21 protein-coding genes are annotated in these 19,723 nt (G+C 69.1%); 8 read left to right on the top strand and 13 right to left on the bottom strand.

From position 1 onward, the window contains the following. The first annotated feature begins 194 nt into the window (after positions 1 to 194). Positions 195 to 710 carry a hypothetical protein gene (locus tag ACZ3HL_RS07455; RefSeq protein ID WP_465529459.1) on the top strand — a complete coding sequence of 172 codons (516 nt, stop codon included), beginning with the start codon at positions 195 to 197 and terminating at the stop codon, positions 708 to 710. A gap of 31 nt (positions 711 to 741) precedes the next feature. Here ACZ3HL_RS07455 and ACZ3HL_RS07460 read toward each other — a convergent pair whose 3' ends face one another. From ACZ3HL_RS07460 to ACZ3HL_RS07480, 5 genes are all read right to left on the bottom strand, one after another. After that, positions 742 to 1,581, bottom strand: a complete 840-nt coding sequence (locus ACZ3HL_RS07460) for an SDR family NAD(P)-dependent oxidoreductase (protein WP_465529461.1) — start codon at positions 1,579 to 1,581, stop codon at positions 742 to 744. A 217-nt stretch (positions 1,582 to 1,798) separates the two neighbouring features. Further along, positions 1,799 to 2,548 carry an arylamine N-acetyltransferase family protein gene (locus ACZ3HL_RS07465; protein WP_465529463.1) on the bottom strand — a complete coding sequence of 250 codons (750 nt, stop codon included), beginning with the start codon at positions 2,546 to 2,548 and terminating at the stop codon, positions 1,799 to 1,801. Positions 2,549 to 2,640: 92 nt separating this feature from the next. Then, complete coding sequence (locus ACZ3HL_RS07470; protein WP_126730446.1) at positions 2,641 to 3,264, bottom strand: superoxide dismutase; 624 nt, start codon at positions 3,262 to 3,264, stop codon at positions 2,641 to 2,643. A gap of 198 nt (positions 3,265 to 3,462) precedes the next feature. Then, positions 3,463 to 5,322: a serine hydrolase domain-containing protein gene (locus ACZ3HL_RS07475; protein ID WP_465529465.1), complete on the bottom strand. Its 1,860-nt coding sequence runs from the start codon at positions 5,320 to 5,322 to the stop codon at positions 3,463 to 3,465. Positions 5,323 to 5,415: 93 nt separating this feature from the next. Then, positions 5,416 to 5,928 (bottom strand): hypothetical protein, encoded by a 513-nt coding sequence (locus tag ACZ3HL_RS07480; RefSeq protein WP_465529467.1) that lies wholly within the window; start codon positions 5,926 to 5,928, stop codon positions 5,416 to 5,418. Between the two features lie 229 nt (positions 5,929 to 6,157). Here ACZ3HL_RS07480 and ACZ3HL_RS07485 point away from each other — a divergent pair, with 229 nt between their 5' ends. The 5 genes from ACZ3HL_RS07485 to ACZ3HL_RS07505 are packed head-to-tail and all read left to right on the top strand — an operon-like array spanning position 6,158 to position 11,582. After that, positions 6,158 to 7,111: a heme/hemin ABC transporter substrate-binding protein gene (locus ACZ3HL_RS07485; protein ID WP_465529469.1), complete on the top strand. Its 954-nt coding sequence runs from the start codon at positions 6,158 to 6,160 to the stop codon at positions 7,109 to 7,111. Continuing rightward, complete coding sequence (locus ACZ3HL_RS07490) at positions 7,108 to 8,142, top strand: FecCD family ABC transporter permease (protein ID WP_465529471.1); 1,035 nt, start codon at positions 7,108 to 7,110, stop codon at positions 8,140 to 8,142. The genes ACZ3HL_RS07485 and ACZ3HL_RS07490 overlap by 4 nt, the downstream gene beginning before the upstream one ends. Further along, the gene (locus tag ACZ3HL_RS07495) at positions 8,139 to 8,924 is read left to right on the top strand and encodes a heme ABC transporter ATP-binding protein (RefSeq protein WP_465529473.1); all 786 of its coding nucleotides are present in this window, start codon (positions 8,139 to 8,141) and stop codon (positions 8,922 to 8,924) included. The genes ACZ3HL_RS07490 and ACZ3HL_RS07495 overlap by 4 nt, the downstream gene beginning before the upstream one ends. Then, the gene (locus ACZ3HL_RS07500; RefSeq protein ID WP_465529475.1) at positions 8,921 to 9,727 is read left to right on the top strand and encodes a hypothetical protein; all 807 of its coding nucleotides are present in this window, start codon (positions 8,921 to 8,923) and stop codon (positions 9,725 to 9,727) included. Before ACZ3HL_RS07495 ends, ACZ3HL_RS07500 begins: the two co-directional genes overlap by 4 nt. Before the next feature lies 1 nt (position 9,728). Next, complete coding sequence (locus ACZ3HL_RS07505; RefSeq protein ID WP_465529477.1) at positions 9,729 to 11,582, top strand: HtaA domain-containing protein; 1,854 nt, start codon at positions 9,729 to 9,731, stop codon at positions 11,580 to 11,582. 49 nt (positions 11,583 to 11,631) lie between these two features. Here the strand turns inward: ACZ3HL_RS07505 and ACZ3HL_RS07510 are convergent, their stop codons facing one another. The 3 genes from ACZ3HL_RS07510 to ACZ3HL_RS07520 all read right to left on the bottom strand — a co-directional run bounded on the left by ACZ3HL_RS07510 (position 11,632) and on the right by ACZ3HL_RS07520 (position 14,490). Beyond that, positions 11,632 to 12,300 (bottom strand): biliverdin-producing heme oxygenase, encoded by a 669-nt coding sequence (locus ACZ3HL_RS07510; protein ID WP_465410815.1) that lies wholly within the window; start codon positions 12,298 to 12,300, stop codon positions 11,632 to 11,634. A 78-nt stretch (positions 12,301 to 12,378) separates the two neighbouring features. Continuing rightward, entirely contained in the window at positions 12,379 to 12,966 is a 588-nt protein-coding gene (locus tag ACZ3HL_RS07515; RefSeq protein WP_465529478.1) for a TetR/AcrR family transcriptional regulator, read from the bottom strand. 24 nt (positions 12,967 to 12,990) lie between these two features. After that, the gene (locus ACZ3HL_RS07520) at positions 12,991 to 14,490 is read right to left on the bottom strand and encodes a glutamate-cysteine ligase family protein (RefSeq protein ID WP_465410817.1); all 1,500 of its coding nucleotides are present in this window, start codon (positions 14,488 to 14,490) and stop codon (positions 12,991 to 12,993) included. A 216-nt stretch (positions 14,491 to 14,706) separates the two neighbouring features. On the opposite strand from ACZ3HL_RS07520, the gene ACZ3HL_RS07525 reads away from it, so the two are divergent. Continuing rightward, positions 14,707 to 15,522: a TrmH family RNA methyltransferase gene (locus tag ACZ3HL_RS07525; RefSeq protein WP_465410818.1), complete on the top strand. Its 816-nt coding sequence runs from the start codon at positions 14,707 to 14,709 to the stop codon at positions 15,520 to 15,522. Between the two features lie 27 nt (positions 15,523 to 15,549). After that, positions 15,550 to 16,152, top strand: coding sequence for a DUF2537 domain-containing protein (locus tag ACZ3HL_RS07530; RefSeq protein ID WP_465529480.1), 603 nt, complete (start codon positions 15,550 to 15,552; stop codon positions 16,150 to 16,152). On the opposite strand, the gene ACZ3HL_RS07535 is transcribed toward ACZ3HL_RS07530, so the two are convergent. The 5 genes from ACZ3HL_RS07535 to ACZ3HL_RS07555 are packed head-to-tail and all read right to left on the bottom strand — an operon-like array spanning position 16,149 to position 19,714. Then, positions 16,149 to 16,493 (bottom strand): YbaB/EbfC family DNA-binding protein, encoded by a 345-nt coding sequence (locus tag ACZ3HL_RS07535; RefSeq protein WP_465529482.1) that lies wholly within the window; start codon positions 16,491 to 16,493, stop codon positions 16,149 to 16,151. The genes ACZ3HL_RS07530 and ACZ3HL_RS07535 overlap by 4 nt on opposite strands. Positions 16,494 to 16,495: 2 nt before the next feature. Continuing rightward, a complete protein-coding gene (locus ACZ3HL_RS07540; RefSeq protein ID WP_465529484.1) occupies positions 16,496 to 17,116 on the bottom strand; it encodes a hypothetical protein in 621 nt (206 codons plus the stop codon). Beyond that, positions 17,116 to 18,339 carry a putative T7SS-secreted protein gene (locus ACZ3HL_RS07545; RefSeq protein ID WP_465529486.1) on the bottom strand — a complete coding sequence of 408 codons (1,224 nt, stop codon included), beginning with the start codon at positions 18,337 to 18,339 and terminating at the stop codon, positions 17,116 to 17,118. The genes ACZ3HL_RS07540 and ACZ3HL_RS07545 overlap by 1 nt, the downstream gene beginning before the upstream one ends. Next, positions 18,336 to 18,773, bottom strand: coding sequence for a hypothetical protein (locus ACZ3HL_RS07550; protein ID WP_465410823.1), 438 nt, complete (start codon positions 18,771 to 18,773; stop codon positions 18,336 to 18,338). The genes ACZ3HL_RS07545 and ACZ3HL_RS07550 overlap by 4 nt, the downstream gene beginning before the upstream one ends. Positions 18,774 to 18,805: 32 nt before the next feature. After that, positions 18,806 to 19,714: a hypothetical protein gene (locus ACZ3HL_RS07555; RefSeq protein ID WP_465410824.1), complete on the bottom strand. Its 909-nt coding sequence runs from the start codon at positions 19,712 to 19,714 to the stop codon at positions 18,806 to 18,808. Positions 19,715 to 19,723: the final 9 nt, after the last annotated feature.

The following is a 19,723-nucleotide window of genomic DNA, read 5'->3' on the forward strand; positions in this document are numbered from 1 at the left end:
ACTCGGGCGCGTCGAGGCAGGCTTCGCGCTGACGATGTCGATGATGCGCGGAAGCGGCCGACAGGAAGGTCATCGGCCGAGCGTGATGCGGTCGCTTGTACGCAGGAAGAACGATCTCGTTCCCCTCTCGTGGGGGAGGCCGAAGCACCACCAGAGGGAACCGTCCCGAAGCACATCCGGCGATGCTTCGAACCATGAACACCACAACGTTCCGCAGCGTTCCTGGAGTGCCCGGCTGGGCGAAGTGGTCGGCGCACACCGTCGCGCTGGTGAACATCCCGTCCGGCCTCTGGCGGCTGGGGCTCGCGGTCGGGATCCCGTTCGGCCTGGCTCAGTCCGAAATGGACAACCTGAACACACCTGGCTGGGGATCGCTCTATCTCGTGTTCCTCACCGTGTTCTCCGAAGCCGTCGCCTTCCTGGCGCTCGGTCTCATCCAGCCGTGGGGCGAGACTTGGCCGGGATGGCTCCCGTTCGTCGGCGGCAAACCCGTTTCCGCCCGCAAGGTGGTGATCGTCTCTTCGCTCGGCGCGGTGGCCACGACGTTTTACGGAGGCCTGTACGTGTACACGACCTTCATCGGCGAGTTGGCGGGCGAGCCTTGGGCTTACTGGCTGGTCGTCGTCCTCTACGCGCCGTTGCTGCTTTGGGGACCGCTGCTCGCGGCCGTGACGTGGCATTACCACCGGCGACGTTCTCGGGGCTTCTGAGTGGCGAGACCGGCGCCCCCGACGACGCCAATCACGACCACCGGGCCGAAGGAGGCGGTTCCAGCGCCTCCCGCAGCTCGCCGCCCACCGCCTCCGCGATGTCTTCGACGGTCCAGCCGTCCCGTTCCAGCACGGGGGCCTTGATCGCGGTTTGCCGCAGCACGCACAGGATGTCGCCGCGGAACCGGAGGATCTGCCCGGTGATCCCCGCCGAGAGGTCGCTGAGCAGATACGTCACCAGCGGGGCCACCCGTTCCGGGGTGTGTTCCGGGGTCTGGACGACGCTCGGATCGTTCCGGGCCATCCGCGTCCAGGCCACCGGCGCGACGGCGTTGACCCGGATGCCGTGTTCGGCCAGGTCCACCGCCCACGAGGCGGTCATGGAGGCGACGGCGCCCTTCGACGCCGAGTACGCGGCCGCGCGCCGCTGGCCGACCATCGAGCCGGAGCCGACGTTCACGATCACACCGCCGCCCTGGGAGCGCAGCACCTTCGCCGCCGCGGTCCCGCAGAACAGCGGGCCGAGCACGTTGACCTCGACCACTTCCCGCATCCGCGCCGGGTCGTCCGCCCACGGATCGGCCCGGTAGTTGACGCCGGCGTTGTTGACCAGGCCGTGGAGCCCGCCGAATTCGGTGACGCACAGGTCGATCAGCCCGGCGGCCTGCTCCGCGTCGGCGACCGAGCCCTCATGGGACACGGCCCGCCCGCCCAGGCCGCGGATCTCCCTCGCGACCTCGTCCGCGAGCCCGGCTTCGACGTCGTTCACCACGACCGCCGCGCCCTGTGCGGCCGCGTGGTGGGCGAAAGCCCTGCCCAGGCCCTGTCCGGAGCCGGTGATCACCACGGCCTTGCCGCTCAGAAGACTCATGGGGACCAGTGTGCCGTCACCCGGACGGGTGAGATCGGCATCTCTCGGCCGAACCCCTTGCCCGGGAAGATGAGGTTAGGCTAACCTCATACATGTCCGCTTCGTGGTGGGAGCGGCAGTCAGTTCGGGAACGGACGAAGCCCCGCAACCGGGTCACCCCCGGAGGCGGGGCTTCGTTCATTCCGGAGGTTCATGGTCGATGACCATGCCGATTCGGTCAAGGCACCCGGTCGAGTGCGATCCCGAACTCCTTCCGATAGACGTCCAGGATCTCCTGGTCACCCGAAAGCCTGGTCTCCTCGCGGACACCATGGGTGGTGACGATCAGCTTGTCGCCCGCGAGTGTGACCCGGCCGTGCCTGGTCGGCAGCGAGCAGGTCGGCCCCTGCGTGAAATGCGAATCCGGCGACGTCGACTGCCAGAACGCCGCCGGGACGAATTCGTCCAGTGCCCGCGGCCGCCGCTCGATCCGGTACCGGGGATCGCCGTCGCGCAGGACGTCGATGTCGCCGTGGGGCGCGTCGAGGACCAGGAACTCACCCTCCGGGTCGGCCTGCGCCTCGGTGGCGGACAGCCGCAGCGGAAACCGGCTGAACCGCCCGAAGCCGACGTCGGCCAGCCAAGGTTCGTCCAGTTCGACGTGGACGACGGCGTGGTCGAACGGGGGGCCGAGGGTGCCGTCCGGCCGGAACACCTTCGCCGACCTCAGCTCGGCGTCGAACCCCAGCTCCCGCAGCAAGGCGGCGAAGAGCCCGTTCAGCTCGTAACAGAAGCCGCCGCGGCGCCGGAGCACGATCTTGTCGAACAACGCCCCGGTGTCCAGGACGATCGGTTCGCCGAGGTGGATGCTCAGGTTTTCGAACGGGACCACCGCGAGGTGGCGTTCCTGCAGCGTCCGCAGGGTGGCGACGTCCGCGGTGGCGGGACGGTCGAGCCCGAGTCGGTCGAGGTATGCGGCGACGTCCATGCGTCCACCTTGACACCTCGACTTCGCTGGAGGTCAAGAAACGAAGAACGGGGCCCTCCCTGAAGGAGAGCCCCGCTTCTTGGCGAGAAGAGTCAGCCGAGCAGCAGGCCGTTGCCGCCGGCGACGGCGTTGTCGAACCGCTTGGAGATCTCGGCCCAGTTGAAGATGTTCCAGAGCGCCTTGACGTAGTCCGGCTTCACGTTCTTGTAGTCCAGGTAGAACGCGTGCTCCCACACGTCGACCAGCAGGATCGGCGTGGTCGGCAGGACCAGGTTGTTGTGGTGGTCACGCAGCTGCTGGGTGATCAGCGTCTTGCCGATCGGGTCCCAGGAGAGCGCGGCCCAGCCGTTGCCCTGGATGGTGGTGGCGACCGCGGTGAACTGCGCCTTGAACTTGTCGAAGGAGCCGAACGCCTCGTCGATCGCGGAGGCCAGCTCGCCGGTCGGCTTGTCGCCGCCTTCCGGGGAGAGGATCTTCCACCACACGACGTGGTTGGCGTGCCCGGCGAGGTGGAACGCCAGCGTGGTCTGCAGGCCGACGATGTCGCCGAAGTTGCCGGCCTCACGGGCCTCGGCGATCTTGTCGAGCGTGTCGTTCGCGCCCTTGACGTAGGTCGCGTGGTGCTTGCTGTGGTGCAGCTCGTTGATCTCGCCGGAGATGTGCGGCGCCAGGGCGCCGTAGTCGTAGTCGAGTTCCGGGAGCACGTAGCGGGCCATCGGCCCTCCTTCTGTCTTCGACACAAGTTTCCAAGGACGAACTTAGTCGTCTTCACCCGTTTGCGGCGACCGGGGGCGCCGCGTTTCTCCCCAGGTGGAACGACCCGTTCGTAGCGGCTGTACCCGGTGGGGCCACCGCCTGAAACCCACCCTGCTAGCTCCAGTTAGCTGGAGGTCAAGGCGATGTGACGCCGGTCATCAAGCCAGATAAGGCAGCCCGACCAGGTGATAAGAGGCGATCACCCCGAGGAAGGCGGTCAATGCCACGGAAACCACCGTGTAGGTGATCCTGGCCGGGGTGGTCCACCAGCGGCGGAGCCAGGCGAGCACCGTGCAGACGACGGTCGCGCCGGTCAGGAGCAGGACGACGTTCGGCAGGAGCAAGGTGACGCTCAGCAAGGGGGAGTGCCCGGAGGTCAGCGCGACGGCCGCGGCGCTCAGATCGCTCATGAGGAGGGCGAAACCGCTCGTGAACAGCAGGACCGCCAGTGCCGCGGACCAGGCGGCGACGGTGGCGAACCGGGCGGCCGACGGGTTCCGCTCGCGGCCTCGCCGCACGAACGCGCGGATCGGCCACCACACCAGCGCGCCCAGCAGGAGCAGCAGCGCGATACCGAGGATCAGCAGGTGTGTGGACGGGGATCCGAGCCACGACGTGCGTTCGTAGGAAGAGTTCGGATCATCGCCCGCGAAGAGCAGCATCTCCCCGCCGGACTCACGGAACGCGAGCCGTTCACCGGCCGCGTCGGCGAACAGCCCTGGCTCGGTCTGCGTCCATCGCCGGGTCCCCTCGCCGAGGCCGGACGTCGTCAGCACGCCGTCGCCGTCGGCGGTCACCGTGACGCCGCCCGCGAGCGCACGCACCTTCGTGAAGCTGTCGTAGTCCAGCCGGGTGTTGTCGTAGCTGCCTTCGAACCGCGAGACATCACCCGCGAGGGGTACGGGCGCTGGAACGGGAGCGGCGGGCTGGAGCCGTTCGACGAAGGCTTTGAGCACCTCGGCGGTCACCGCGGCGGCGTCGCCGGAGAACGCGCCGCCGTTGAACGCCAGGTACACGCCGGTGTTCTTCTCGGGGATCAGTTCCAGCACGCTGAAGAACCCCGGTGAGTCGCCGGTCTTCTCCACCATGCGCAGGCCGTTCAGGTACCGCTCGGAGAAGCCGAACCCCATCGCGGGCAGTCGCGGGTCGTTGCGGAACCGCGCGCCGTGCAGCTGGTCGAGCAGGGAACGGCTGAACACGCCGGGCACGAGGTTCGCGGACAGGTAACGGCCCATGTCGGCCGGAGTGGCGACATTCCCGTCACCGGCCGGCGGCTCGGGGCCGAAGTTCGCGGGCGGGACGACCTGTGCGGCGCCGTCCCAGCGGTACCCGCTCGCCAGCGGAACGTCCGGGGTGGGCTGGGCGACGCTGCTGTCCTTCATCCCCGCCGGTTCGAAGATGTGCTGCCGCACGTAGTCCGAATAGGACTGTCCGGACGCGAGTTCCACCAGATGTCCGGCCAGCGCGAAGCCGTAGTTCGAATAGATCGCGACCTCGCCCGGCGGGCGGACGCGGGTGGGCATCTCGTTCGCCAGGTGCTCGGCGAGCGCCGGCAGCTTTTCGTCCCGTGGCGTGAACATCCGGTACACGCGGTCCTCGAAACCCGCGGTGTGGGTCAGCAGGGAGAACAGGGTGACCGGACGGCCGGGGAAGGTTTCGGGGATCTTGAACGACTTCAGGTACGTGTTGACGTCGGCGTCCAGCGCGAGCTTGCCCTGTTCGACCAGCTGCATCGCGGCGGTCGCGGCGATCGACTTGCCGACGGAGTTGATCAGGAACCCGGTGCGCTCGGGGTCGACCTTGGCCTGAGTGTCCACTGAGGACACTCCGTAACCCTTCGAGAACACGGTCTTCCCGCCTTCGACGACCACCACGGCGGCACCGGGAATGTGGTGCTCGGCGAGGCTTCGCGGGAGGAGTTCGTCGAAGACGCCGGCGGGTGTCGCGGCTTGGGCGGCGGGAGCGGTCAAGACCGTCGCGACGGTCAGCAGGGCGGCGGCGGCCGCGATCCGGAACATACCCCGAAAGTTAGGGATTTCCCCGGGGAGAAGGGATCCGGCGGGCCGCCGATCGCGGGGTGGGGCCTGCCCTACCCCGCGACCGGCCCGCCATCAGGAGAAGGAGACCGGGATGAAGACGTCCGCGTTCCGGTCGTTCGAGGCGAAGTGATCGCGACGCGAGATGATCGCGCAGGTCACCGAGGGGTTCGAGCAGTCGAGACCGGAGTTGACCTCGGCGATCCGGATCTGCGTGGTGAAGGTGCCGTTCGAGGCGATCGGCGAGGTGCCACCCGGGAAGTTGGTGACCCAGGCGGACGGGCCGACGCCGGTGCCGCCCTGTCCGTCGCCGCCCGCGCAGGGGCTCGGTTTGGTGCCGTAGCTGAAGTCCTCGGGCACGGCGCACAGCGCGACGTAGTAGCCCTCGGCGGAGCTGTAGCCGCTGCCCGTGACGGTGATGGTCTCACCGGTGGCGGCAAGGCCGGTGGCGTTGGAAGCGGAGAGGGTCTTGCCGTTGTGGGTCGCACTGCCCGGCGCGGCCGACGCCGGGGCCGCGAGCGCGGTGACGGCCGCGGTCGCGGCGGTCGTGACCAATGCGGCGCGGAGCAGGACCGATCTCTTCGACATGAAGGTTCCCTTCGATCACAAGGAGGTCACAGCCTTAGGTGAGGCTTACCTATCCACCGGTAAATATGGTTAGCCTTGCCTAATGTTGTCAAGGGGGTCGCTTTCCACGGTCGCGCTCTGCCTCGTCATCGTTGTCAGCGTTGTCTCTGGATGTTCCTCACCGCCGTTGGCGACGACGAAGGCCGCCGAGACAGGCACTGACCTTCGCCCGCTTTCGCAGGTCAAGCCCTTGGCGGAGCCCAAAACTCACGCCGGACCGACCACCGCGCGGCTCGCGCAGGCCGACATCACCGGCACGAAACCGGCGGTCCAGCACCTCCCGGCGACCGTCACCGATCACCAAGGCACCCAGGTCACCGTGACCGACACGAGCCGGATCCTCGCCTTCGACATGTCCGGCACCCTCGCCGCGACGGTCTTCGGGCTCGGCCTCGGCGGCAACGTCGTCGGCCGCGACGTCTCGACCGGCTTCCCGTCGGCCAGGGATCTGCCGCTGGTCACGGTGAACGGCCACCGGCTCAACGCCGAGGCGATCCTGGCGCTGCGGCCGACCGTGGTGATCACCGACACGACCCTCGGCCCGTGGGACGCCGTGCTGCAGTTGCGCGCGTCCGGGGTGCCCGTGGTCGTCGTCGACTCGAAGCGTTCGATGGACAACGTCGGCGACGTCGTCCGCCAGGTCGCCGCCGCGCTCGGCGTTCCCGAAGCGGGCGAAAGCCTGGCCACCAGGCTCGCGGCCGACGTCGACGCGAAGAAAGCGGAGATCGCGAAGCTCGCCCCGGCGGATCCGGGCCGCAAGCTCCGTGTCGTCTTCCTGTACATGCGCGGGCAGGCCGGTGTGTACCACCTGTTCGGCAAGGGTTCCGGGGCCGATTCGCTGATCCGGGCGCTCGGCGCGGTCGACGTCGCCACGGAGGCGGGTGTCGAGGGCATGCGCCCGGTCAACCCGGAGGCACTGGCCAAGACCGCACCCGACGTGATCCTCATGATGACCAAGGGGCTCGAGTCCGTCGGCGGGGTCGAGGGCGCGCTCCATGTGCCAGGTGTGGCGCAGACCCCCGCTGGGCAGCACCGCCGCGTCGTGGACATGGCGGACTCGCAGATCCTGAGCTTCGGACCGCTCACCGCCGGGGTGCTCGACGCGCTGGCGCGGGCCCTCTACGCGCCGGACGACGCCGGATGAACCGCGGTTTCAAGGTGACCGCGGTCTTCACCGTGCTCGTGGCCGGTGTCGTCGCGATTTCGCTCGTCTCCGCGGGCAGCGGGCAGTACGGCATTCCGCTGTCACAGGTCTTCGATTCGGTGCTGCACCGGCTCGGGCTCTCGGAACCGCCGCTGGACCCGTTCGCCGAGGGCGCGCTGTGGCAGGTCCGGTTCCCGCGCGTGGTGATGACGTTGCTGGTCGGCGGGGTGCTCGGCGTCTGTGGCGCGTTGATGCAGGGGGTGTTCGGCAACCCGCTCGCCGAACCGGCCGTGGTCGGTGTCTCGTCCGGCGCGGCCGTCGGCGCGAGTCTGTCCATTGTGGCCGGTTGGACGTTCTTCGGCGCGTTCACCACGCCTGCCCTGGGTTTCGCGGGCGGGCTCGTCACCACACTGCTCGTCTACGTGCTTTCGCGGTCACGTGGGCGCTCCGAGGTGGTCACGCTGATCCTGACCGGGGTGGCGGTCAACGCGGTCGCGATGGCGATCATTTCGCTCCTGATGTTCTCCGCGGACCAGGCCGCCCGCGAGCAGATCGTGTTCTGGCAACTGGGTTCCCTCGCCGGTTCGCGCTGGCCGTACGTGGTGACGGTGCTGCCGCTGGTCGCCGTCGGCGTCGTCGTGTCGATCGCGCTGGCACGGAAACTCGATCTCCTCGCGCTCGGGGAGCGGCAGGCGAGGCACCTCGGCGTGGACGTCGAAAGGCTGCGGATCGGTGCGGTGGTGGTCGTCGCGCTGATGGCGGCCGCGGCCGTTTCGTATTCGGGGATCATCGGTTTCGTCGGCCTGATCGTGCCGCACGGGCTGCGGATGCTGCTCGGACCGGGGCATCGCGTGCTGATCCCGGCAAGCCTCTTCGGCGGCGCGCTGTTGCTCGCCGCGGCCGACCTCGGTGCCAGAACCCTGTTCACCTATGCCGATCTGCCGATCGGCATGCTGACCGCGCTCGTCGGCGGCCCGTTCTTCTTCTGGCTGCTGCTGCGCACCCGGCGTCGTTCGGGAGGCTGGGCATGACTGGTGCCGAACTCGACCGCGTTTCCTACACGGTCGAAGGAAAGACACTGCTTCGCGAAGTATCGCTGCAGGTGCGCTCTGGTGAGGTCGTCGTGGTCGTCGGACCGAACGGCGCGGGCAAATCGACCACGCTCGGCCTGCTCGCCGGAGATCTTCGCCCGGATTCGGGACGGGTCTTCGTCGCTGGAGCCGAACTCGGTGCCTGGAGCGGGATCGAACTCGCGCGACGGCGCGCGGTCCTGCTCCAGCAGAACACCGTGACGTTCCCGTTCACCGTCGCCGAGGTCGTGCGGATGGGCCGGACCCCTTGGCGGGGAACGGAAGCCGAGGACTTCGACGACACCGAGATCGAAGCCGCGCTGAAGGCGACCGGGATGACCGACTTCGCCGGGCGCCGGTTCACCACGTTGTCCGGCGGCGAGCAGGCGCGGGCCGCGCTCTCGCGGGTGCTCGCCCAGCGAGCGGGGATCCTGCTGCTCGACGAACCCACCGCCGCGCTGGATCTCCGGCACAGCGAGGAAATCCTCACGCTCGCGAGGGCGCGGGCCGAGGCGGGGGACGCGGTGCTCGTCGTCCTGCACGACCTCGGGCTCGCCGCCGCATACGCGGACCGGGTCGCGGTGCTGTCCGAGGGACGGCTCGCCGCCGAGGGCACGCCCGCCGAGGTGCTGACGGAGTCGTTGCTCAGCGAGGTCTACCGGCATCCCGTGGAAGTCCTGACCCATCCCCGCACCGGGAAACCGATCGTCCTTCCCCACCGAGCGGCCGAGGAGCGCCGATGAAACAGTTGATGAGAGTGGCCGTCGCAGCCGGGCTGCTCATGATCGCCGCACCTTTGCCCGCTTCCGCGGCGGGCGCGGCCGTGACGTTCTCGCCCGGCTCCGCGGATCCCGAGTACGCGACCTCCTTGCAGGTCAAGGGAACCGGATTCCAGTCCGTGCCGAAGGGGCACGGCGGGATCTATCTGCTGTTCGGCTGGGTCGCCGACGGCGCGTGGCAGCCGAGCCAGGGTGGCGCGGCCGGCGAGACCTACCGGTATGTCAAGGACAAGGAAACCAAGGACAACAACGGCTTCCAGCGGTTCCTGGCCTTCCCCGGCAGTGACACCGGGTCCGCCGCCAACGGCGAGATCGCCGCGAACGGGACATGGTCGGCGACGCTGGTGATCCCCGGCGCGCGGTTCAAGGCCGCCGACCGGACCGGGAAGATCGTCGACGTCGACTGCCTCAAGGTCCGATGTGGACTGATCACGGTCGGTGCGCACGGCGTGGTCAACGCGAACAACGAGACCTTCACCCCGGTGACGTTCGCCGTGCCGAAGGCGCCGACGACCCAGGCCGTCGCTCCGCCGCCTCCCTCGTCTTCACCGCCATCCTCCAGTGCGCCTCCGACGTCCTCTTCGGCGCCTGATGTGTCCACTGTGGAATCCACGGAGCCTGTTCCGGTCGCCGAACCCGCCGCGCGGAGCGGGGAAACCGGTTCGTGGTGGTGGATCGCCGTCGTGGCGGGTGTGGTGCTGATCGCCGCGCTCGCCGTCCCCCTGATCCGGGCCCGAAAGCGGCCCCGCAACACGGAAGGTGACTGAAGTGTCCTTGCGAAGATGGGGTGCCGCGCTGGCGGGCGCCGCACTGGTGGCCGGAATCGCCGTCACCCCGGCGCTCGCCGCCGACCCGTTCACGCCCAAGGTGACCGTGACGCCGAGCGCGGGCCTCGATCCGGGCGGTACGAAGATCGTCGTCAAGGGCACCGGTTTCGATCCGGCCGCCAACGACGGAAAGGGCTTCGGCCTGCGCGTGGGCCCGGCGAAGGCCGACGTCCGCGATCGGACCGGTAAGGACTTCCAGGTCAGCCGCCTGATCAAGAAGGGCGCGGTCGGCAGCCAGCTCCCGCTCGGCGACGACGGGAACTGGGAATACTCGGTCACCGTCAAGGCCGAGTACGTCGCGAGTGGCACGACCTACAGCGCGAAGACGCAGCCGTTCAGCGTCTTCGTCTTCGGCTGGGACACTCCGGCGCTCACCTGGGACAGCACGACACCGTTGACGTTCACCGGCCTCGGTGATCCCGGCTCGGGTGATACCGCGGCGGGCCTCGGCTGGGGGCTCAAGCAGTCCTGGCGGTCCTACATCACCCGGGGCGGTGGCACGGTGACGCCGTCGAACGGGGCGACGCTGGACACCGCCGCGCCGAACGTCGAGCCGTTCCCGTACAAGTGGAAATACGGCTCGTCCACAGTGGACTCCGGCAAGGGAACCGTCTCGTACACCGGGCAGGTCACGTACACCTTCGAAGCGCATACGATCTGGGACTTCACCGTCGCCGACCCGCGGATCACCTTCGCGGGCGACGGAACCGGGACGCTCACGGCGAAGATCGGTTATACCTTCTACGGGACCAAGACCGCGCCGGAGAAGGTGCGGGCACCGTCCGACGTCGTGCTGGCGGACCTCGAACTGAAGGCTCCGGCGCAGGCGGGGGACAACGTCGTCACCGATATCGAGTCGGCGAAACTGACCGCCGCGGGCGCCGCGGCGTTCGCCGACTTCTACAAAGCGGGTGACGCGCTCGACACGGGCCGGATCGTCTTCCCCGGCAAGAGCGGACCGGCTCCGACTTCGAGCCCGGCTCCTTCGAGCACGGTTCCTTCGAGTCCGGCTCCGGTCACGACGACGACCTCCTCGGCGTGCGTGCTCACCCCGGAATCGGTGAAGCAGGGAAACCTGTTGTGGGGCTTCAAACAGAGCTTCCGCCGCTACGTCGGGACCGGGTCGGGCACGTCGATCACCGCCTCGGACGGCGTCGAGATCACCGGCATCGACAAGATCGACGGGACGGGTCCGCCGAGCGGCGCCTATCGATGGGGTTTCGACAGCGCTCAGTACAAGTCGGCGGCAGACTTCACGACCCAGTTCCGGGGCAAGGTGACCTTCGCCTACCCGGGTCACTCCTTCGAGTTGTCGATCGGGCGGCCGAAAGTGGTCGTGGCGCAGGGGAAGGGCAAGCTCTTCGCCGATGTGGCGCTGAAGACGACCAGCGGGGCGCCGTCGCCACCGATCGACCAGCCGGGTGTCGAGCTCGCTTCGCTGGACCTCGCGGCGGCGAAGACCAGCGAAGGTGCGGGCGCGCTGAGCGTCGCCGGGATCAAGGTGACCTTGGGCAACGCGGAGGCGTTCGCGAAGTTCTACCAGGTCGGAGAGGCGCTCGACGAGGCCACGGTGAGCCTGGGTGCCTCATGCGCTCACCTGCCGGGGCCGGGTGGCTCCGGGCCCGGCGCCGGACCGGGCGCTTCCGATGACCTGGTCCCGGACGTGAAGTACCGGCCGAACCCGGCGCTCGCGTCCACCGGGGTGGACGGTGGCGGCTGGCTGCTGTGGGGCCTGGTGCTGGTGGGTGCCGGGACCGCCTTGGTGACGGTGGTGTCGCGGCGCAGAAGGGCGTAGGGCTCGTGAGTGGTAAGGACGGTTAGAACCGTCCTTACCACTCACGAGGTCAGGCGGCCCGGTACGCGTCCAGCTCGCTCGCCAGCTCGTCGAACACCGCGATGTTGCACTCGAAGGCCACGATGGCCTCCTCGATCAGCCGAGCGCGCTCGTCCTCGGTCCACGGCGCCGAATTCAGCTGCTCGCGGTAGTTGTCCCGGAACTTGGGCGCGCTGCCCAGCTGGTCGAAGTGGTAGAACAGCGAACCCGCCTCGGTGAGCTCGTACTTGCGCTCCAGCAGCCGGCGGATGACCTGGCCGCCGGCGATGTCGCCGAGGTAGCGCGTGTAGTGGTGGGCGACGAACCCGCCGGACCAGTCCGACGCCTCGGCCACGCGCCGCGCGTAGCGCTCCGTCGAGGGCAGCGGCCGGATGGTCTCGCGCCAGTCCGGGCCGACGAGGTGTTCGAGGTCGCGTTCCAGGCTCGGCAGCCGTCGCAGCTCCTCGAAGACGAACTTGCCCGCGACCGGGTCCTTCGCCAGCTTGTCGGCGGCCCGCTCGATGGCCTGGTAGATGAAGTAGTACTGGATCGCCAGCCGGGTGTATCCCTCACGCGTGAGCTCGCCGCCGAGCAGCGCGTTCATGTACTCGGAGTGGTTGGCCCGCTCGTGGGCGGGCAGGGTGGAGGCGCGCAGGGTCGCGGAGAACGGCCCGGATTCGACGTCGGTGGTCACCGGCATGGACAGAGCCTCCAAGCATCGATCTGACATGCTGTCAGAAAGAGCGTAAGGCACAACTGCGGGTTAGGCTACCCTAATTTACGGGTTTTCCGTCATCCCGACCGCTCTGAGCACGAAGCGGACGGCTCCCTCGATCGCGTCGTCCAGCCGTTCGGGTGGCACGTCGACGACCTGACGGCTGCCCAGCGCGGCGGTGATCATCGGGATCAGCACGTCGGGATCCTCGTCCGGCACCCCCTCGGCGAGGATCTCGCGCAACTGGCCGGTGATGGGGTCGGCGTGCGCGCTGATCCGCCGGTACGCGGCGGGTGCCAGCGCCGACGCGAGCGCCGTCCCCGGCGGCAGGTGGTACTCGGCCAGCACCCGCAGCTGGAGCCGGACGAACGTCGCGAGCTTCTCGACCGGGGTGTCCGCCGTCGCGACGGCCGCCGTCAGCCGTTCGACGTACCGGGTCGCCTCGTCCTCGACGAAGGCGACCAGCAGGCTTTCCTTGTCGGGGAAGTGGTTGTACATCGCCGTCCGGCCGAGGCCGGCTTCGGCGGCGACACCCGCGAGCGTGATCGCGTCGAATCCGCGCTCGTACAGCTGCCCGCGCAGGACGTCGAACACCCTGCTGCGGACCTCGCGCCGGTGCTCCTCCAGCGACCGGCCGATGATCTTGGGCACGAGCCACCTCCCTGGAGGAAGACTCTAAGCCTCCAGCGACCAGGTGTGCACCGGCGTCTCGGTGGCCGACAGCTCCAGATACCGGCCCAGCATCCGGTGCAACGCGGTCTCCCGCTCGGCGCCGCGCTCCTCCGCGCGCAGGACGTACTCACGCTGCCAAGCCGCGCCGGTCCGCCTGGTGAGGCATCGCTGCTCGATGATGCCCAGATAGCGCTCTCTCGCCTCGTCCGAAACGTCCGACCGGCGTAATCCCTCGTGCGCCAGCGGCAGCAGGACCCGCAGCACCAGCTCGTCCGGCGGGATCCAGCCGATACCCGGCCAGTACAGCTGCGCGTCGAAACCCCGGCGCGCCCCCGCGTACATGTTCTCCTCGGCCGCCTGGAACGACATCTGTGTCCACACTGGACGTTCGGCTTCGGCGAGCGCCCGCTGCGCGCCGTAGAAGAACGCGGCGTTCGCGACCATGTCGACGACGGTCGGGCCCGCGGGCAGCACGCGGTTCTCCACCCGCAGATGCGGCAGGCCGTCGACGACGTCGTAGACCGGCCGGTTCCAGCGCCAGACGGTGCCGTTGTGCATCCGCAGTTCGGTGAGTTTCGGGGCCTGCCCGGAGTCGAGCGCCTCGATCGGGTCCTCCCGGTCGGTCTCGGGCAGCAGGCCGGGGAAGTACCGGACGTTCTCCTCGAACAGGTCGAAGATCGACGTGATCCACCGCTCGCCGAACCACACCCTCGGCCGCACGCCCTGGTTCTTCAGTTCTTCGGGCCGGGTGTCGGTGGCCTGCAGGAACAGCGGGATCCGCGTCTCGTGCCAGAGCGCCTTGCCGAGCAGGAACGGCGAATTCGCGCCGACGGCGATCTGGACGCCCGCCAGTGCCTGCGCGGCGTTCCAGTGCGCCGCGAACTCCTCCGGCGCGACCTGCAGATGCAACTGGACCGAGGTGCAGGCGGCCTCGGGCAGGATGGATTCGGAGTAGCTGCGCAGCCGCTCGGGCTGGCGGCCGGGGAGCGGCGCGCCCTCCATCGAGAGCACGGTGCGCTCGCCGCGCGCGGCGAAGATCCGGTCGTTGAGCAGCGAATACCGGGCGTTGTTGGTCAGCCACTTCTGGTCGAAGTGCTCGTGCCGCAACGTCGGGAGGATGCCGATCATCGCCAGGGAGGCGCCGGATTCCTCGGCCTTGCGGGAGGCGGCGCCCAGATACGCGTGGAGGTCGTCCTCCAGTTGCAGCGCGGACTCGCCGGCCAGCGGCCGCGGCGGCACGTTGAGCTCCAGGTTGTGCTGGCCGAGCTCGGTGGTGAACGACGGATCGTTCAGCGCTTCGAGCACCGTCGTGTTCGTCATCGACGGGCGCAGCCGGCCGTCGACGAGGTTCAGTTCGACCTCGAGGCCGATGTTCTTGCGCGGGAAGGAAAAACTTCCGTCGGTGAGCATCCGGGCCAGGGTGTCGAGGCAGCGCTGTACCTTCCGGCGATAGCGGCCGCGATCCTGCGGCTCGGAGGGGTCCGCCGAAAGATTCTTACCCATGTTCGTCGAGCTCCTCATTGGCCACGCTCCGCGGGATCCAGGCGGGACTGCCAGGCGGCCCAACGGTTTCACGCCTCGCAGCCACCCGGCTAGCGGCCAAACTGGTGCTCTCTGTCACGAGGGGTTAACTGACAGCAAAATACCTCCATTCGTACTACTTACCCGTGGACGATCGGACGCAAACGGCGCGCAGCGGGCGGATGACACACTCTCCTGGTGGCAGAACTGATCACCATCGACGACTCGGGCGACCCACGGCTCGACGATTTCCGCGACTTGTCCACAGCCGATCGGCGTCCCGATAGGCCGGGTGGGCGTGGCCTTGTGATCGCCGAGGGCACCGTCGTGGTCGAGCGCCTGCTCAAGTCCCGCTATCCGGTCCGTTCCCTGCTCGGGGTGGAACGGCGATTCCACGAACTGGGCGGAGACCTGGACCGGGTCGGCGTCCCCGGTTATGTGACGTCGGCCGAAACGATGGCCGACGTGGTCGGATTCCACCTGAATCGCGGCATCCTCGCCGTCGCGGACCGGCCGTCCCCGCCACCGACGGTCGAAGAGGTCATCGACGGCGCACGGGTGCTCGCGGTACTCGAAGGCGTCGGTGACCACGAGAACCTCGGTTCGCTGTTCCGCAACGCGGCCGCGCTCGGCGTCGACGGGGTCCTGCTCGGCGCCGGCTGCTCGGATCCGCTGTACCGGCGCAGCGTCCGCGTCTCGATGGGGCACGTCCTGCGCGTGCCGTTCGCGACCTTCGGCTCCTGGCCCGGCGATCTGGAACTGCTGCGGGAACGCGGTTTCCGCATCGCGGCCCTCACTCCTCGTGCGGATTCCGTTTCGCTGCGCCAGTTACGGGACCAGGCACCGGAGAAGGTCGCGCTGATGCTGGGCGCGGAAGGCCCCGGCCTGACCGAGGAGGCCATCGCCGCCGCCGACGTCGCGGTGCGGATCCCGATGCCGGAAGGCGTCGATTCGCTGAATGTCGCCACGGCGGGCGCGATCGCGTTCTACGAGACACGTCCACCGCTATCGTGAGCACCCGAGCGATCACGAGGAGAATCCATGGAATTGCGGATCCGTGAGGGACGCGCGGTGCTGGCCGGTCCGGGCGGCGAAAGCGCGCGTGAGGTGGACCCGCATTCACTCGCGATCGGTTCGGATCTCGCGCAGGCGCTGCACGAATGGGCCAGGGTCGCCTCCGCCGTCGGCGGCTCCGGCACCGAGGCGGCTTCCGTGGTCTCCCAGCGAGGCCGCCAGCTCGCCCAGCGGGTCGCCGCCACGATGGGCACGTCGGTGCGGTTCGTCGACCCCGTCTCCGGCGACCGGGTCATGATCGACCCACCCGCCCCCGCCCGCCGCAACGAACTCGCGCGGCGGCTCTTCGGCACGCCGGACCCCGCCGGGGAACCGACCCCGTGGCTGACCGGGCTGACCGTCTCCGCGTTCGCCGCGGCCTTGGTGGTCGTGGCGATGCTGGCACTGGCGAACACCCTCGCGCGCGAGACCAACGGCTGGCTCGCGTTGCTCGCGTCCGCCGTCGTGACCGCCGGGATCACGCCGTCGCTGTGGCTCGCCCGGCGGGTGCCGATCGTGCGGTGGGCCTCCTTCGGCGCGGCCGCGGGGATCGTGTTCGCGTGGATCGGCGTGCTGATCGTCGTCTTCTAGAGATCGAAAACGGTGTCGGCCGGCTCGTCGTGGTCGTCCTCGGCGGGTGCCGGACGGTTCGGCCGCGGCGCGGGCTCCCCGGTCAGCGCCCGGCTGATGGTCGCCGTGATCACCTCGCCGAGCGCGCTCGCACTCGACGCCATCGCCTTGTCGGTGAGCCGGACCTCGCCGATCACCCCGCCGGGGCCGACGGTCACCGTGACCGTGCCCTCGGGGGAAGTCACCTCCGTCACACCACCCGCCGCGGCGAGCGCCTTGGCGTTCTCGGCCTTGCGCGCCTCGATCTCGCGCAGCTGCCAGCGCATTTCCTCGATCAGCTGGGGATTGCTGACTTCCGCCATGGTCATTCCTCCGTGGTGCCCGGGCGAAGGCTGTGCGCCACGCGGGACGCGGCCTCGGCGACAGCGGGCCACCCTGTCTCGGATTCGGCGGCGACCACCAGGACGGCCAGGTACTCGCCGTCGGGCAGCGGGATCTGGTACTCCACCTTGGCCTGTGCGCGGACGATCTCCGCCGGGCGGCCGGTGAACTCCGGCGGCAGCCGGTACTCGCCCGCCATGACGGCGGCCATAGCCGGACCGATCGGCAACCGGATCACCCGTGCGTCGGCGCGCGGGTGCTTCTTCCGGTGGACGTCCAGCAACGCGTCGGCCACCGCGGTGCGCCGCAGGGCCAGCATCTCCGGATCCGCGTCCGGCCAGCGCAGCACCGCCAGCGACAACGTGGCGAGGTACTCCGGGCCGTCGCCCGCGGCGAACTTGCCGAACACCCGCACGCCGTTCGCCTTCAGCTCGGGAGTCAAGGCCATCAACGCGGCGGCGAAGTCCTCGGTGGACCGCCCGGCGTGGGCGGCGGCCTTTTCGCCGACGCCCAGCGCGACTCGCGCGTTCATCGCGTCGTCGCCGGTCACCGGCATCCCGGTGAAGCCGGGTGGGAAGTCGATCCGGAGAGCGGTCGCGTTCATCAGCTCCACGCCTTGTCTTCCGCGCGCTCCTGGGCGTTCTTGCGATCCTCGGCCGCGCCCTGCTCGATCGCGTTGCCCATGGCCATCGCCGCCAGCGGCGCCCCGCCGAAGATGATCGACGAACCCGCGACGGCCCACTGGGCGCCGTCCTTCGGGACCCAGTAGTTCTTGAAGTCGTCGATCGGTCCTTCGAACTTGCGTCCTTGGATTTCACCGGCCGTGTCCATGCCGGCCTGGACGCCGAGAGCGCCGTAACCGGCGAGCCCGGCGGCGGTGGCTATCTTGGCCGCCGCCGCGGAACTCCCGGGGATGAGCCCGGCCAAGGAGGTCGCCGCGCCGATCGCATCGAAGGTCAGCGTCTCGGGTGCGACGTCCGCGCCGGCTGCCTTCGCCACGCGATGCCCGCCCAGAGCCGCCACCCCGAAGCCCGCCGCGACGATGCTGGTGATCTCGCCGACGGGAGGGGGGATGACGTCGCTGGCGACGCCGAGCAGATTGCCGATGTCCCCCATGACGTCGGACACCTTGGACAGCATCTCGGCGTTGTCCTGGACGAGATCCCACGCCGCGTCCACGACATCGGCGGTCGTGTTCACGAGGTCGGTGACGACTCCGGTGACCGCGTCGACGACGTCGTCCAGCAGGTCCGGCTCGTCAGGAGCGAGTTCCTTGGCCTTCCGGAGCAGATCCGCGACGCGCGCGGCGGCCGAATTGTGCTGTTCGAGCAGCTTCTTCGCGGCTTCCTGGATTTCCGTGCACCCGTCGATGGCCGCCTGGAGCTGCCGCCCGGCGTTGTCGAGAAGAGCCTGCGCGATCTGCAAGGACTCCTGGTCGGTGAACGTCCGGTTGGCCAGCGCGAAGTCGGGATTGGCGCGAGCCTGCTCGGCCGCTTGGGCGGCGGCCTTGGCCTGCCGCTCGAGATCGGCTGCTTGACGCTGCAGCTCCCCGAGGTCGTGTGTCCAGCCTTCGAGCGCGTATGCGGCCTGCGCCATCGAGCGCGCCGCGCCGTCGAGGTACTCGGGCAGCGGCCCCAGGCGCCGGGCGAAGGCCTCGCTGGCCTCGCCGGTCCAGATTCCCTGCTTCGTGACGATCTGGCGCAGCATGGTGTCGGCTTCGGCGAGGTCACGGCTGACCGCGCGGTACTTCCCGGCCAGATCGCCGACGCCGCCGACGTCGCCGGGAGCCGGGTCGAAGCCGAGCGCGGGGTACTGGTTGCCGGTCACCGGCCACCTCCGAGGATGTCGGTGATGCCCCCGGTGTATCCGCCGCCGACGGGACCGCCGTCGTCGCCGAGCGGGAACCGCGGCGACGGATCGGGTGCCGGCGTGCCCCCGCCCGATGGGCCGTGGGGGCCGGGAATCAGCTCCGCGAGCTTGTTCAGGTCCCCGCCGAATTCTTCTTCCATCTTCTGGTACTTCTGCTGGGCCTTCTTCAGCCTTTCGGTGACGCCTTCCGCGGCTTCACCCAGCCTGCCGATACCGAATTCCCAGGCTTCCTCGAAGTCCATTCCGGATTTCGCGAGATCCTCGTTGCCCAGCGCGCCCCACGCGCCGCCGCCGGAGAGTTTCCTGTTCGCGTCCGCCATCCGGTCGGCGCCGGTTTCCAGATCGCCGATGAGCTTTCCCAGCTCGGCGATCTTCACCGTGTACCCGCTCATGTACCCCCCTTTGGTACGGCTCGACCGGCAGTTTAGAACCGCCCCGCGTCACCTGTGTCCGACGTTCGCCCGTCCGTGTCCGTTCCCCGGTGTGCCGGAATGTTCCGTCGCACGAACGCCATTCCTTGGAGCCGTCCGTTGTTCAGCCGCACCCATGCGGTGTAGTAGTAGTCGAAGTGAGCGGCGATCTGTGCGACCAGTTCGAGGCTGACCCCGTAGGCATCAGTGCCGATCAGGAGCGACGGGGAACCGTCGAACCGGTCGGCCAGCCAGCTCACGCGGCGGCTCTTGGGGGCGGCGCGCGTCCACAGGACGCTCGCCAGGACCAGGGGCAAGCCGATGATCACGCTCGACAAGAGGAGCCAAGGACGCTCGGTCATCACGCCGGCCGCGCAGCCCACGGCGGCCAGGATCGTCGCGGTCACGACGGTGGCGGTGAGGAAACCCGGCGAACCGATCCGGAGTCCGCTCGTCGTGCGCGGTGGATTCGAAGCGTGGGTGAGCAGCAGGATCCGGTCGGTGGAGTCCGCGAATTCGGCCGTTACGGTCATTTGCGCCTGGCTCGCGAGTTCGGCGACCTGCCGTCGGCTGAGTTTCGCGTCCTGCAGGCTGATCCACACCCGGTCCTTGCCTCGGACCTTCTTCATCAGCCATTGAGCGCGTGAGGGGGACGGGCTCGGTGACGGATGGTCGAAGAGCCGTCCGGGAAACGAGTCCGGGGCGAACTGGAAGCTCAGGACGCCGGGTCCGGCGGGAGGGACCTCGACGTACCGGCGGTCGTAGGCGGCTTGCCGGATGGTCACCGGATCCATTCCCCAGATGGCGGGGGAGACGTGCACGACGGAGCGTCCATCGAACTGCCGGTACCGCAGTGAACCGAGGAGGCAGGCCCACTCGGCCCCGAATTCGACGGGCTGGATCCCTTCCGGCGACAGGTACATCGGCTGCCC

It is taken from the genome of Amycolatopsis sp. NPDC000009, from assembly GCF_055563465.1.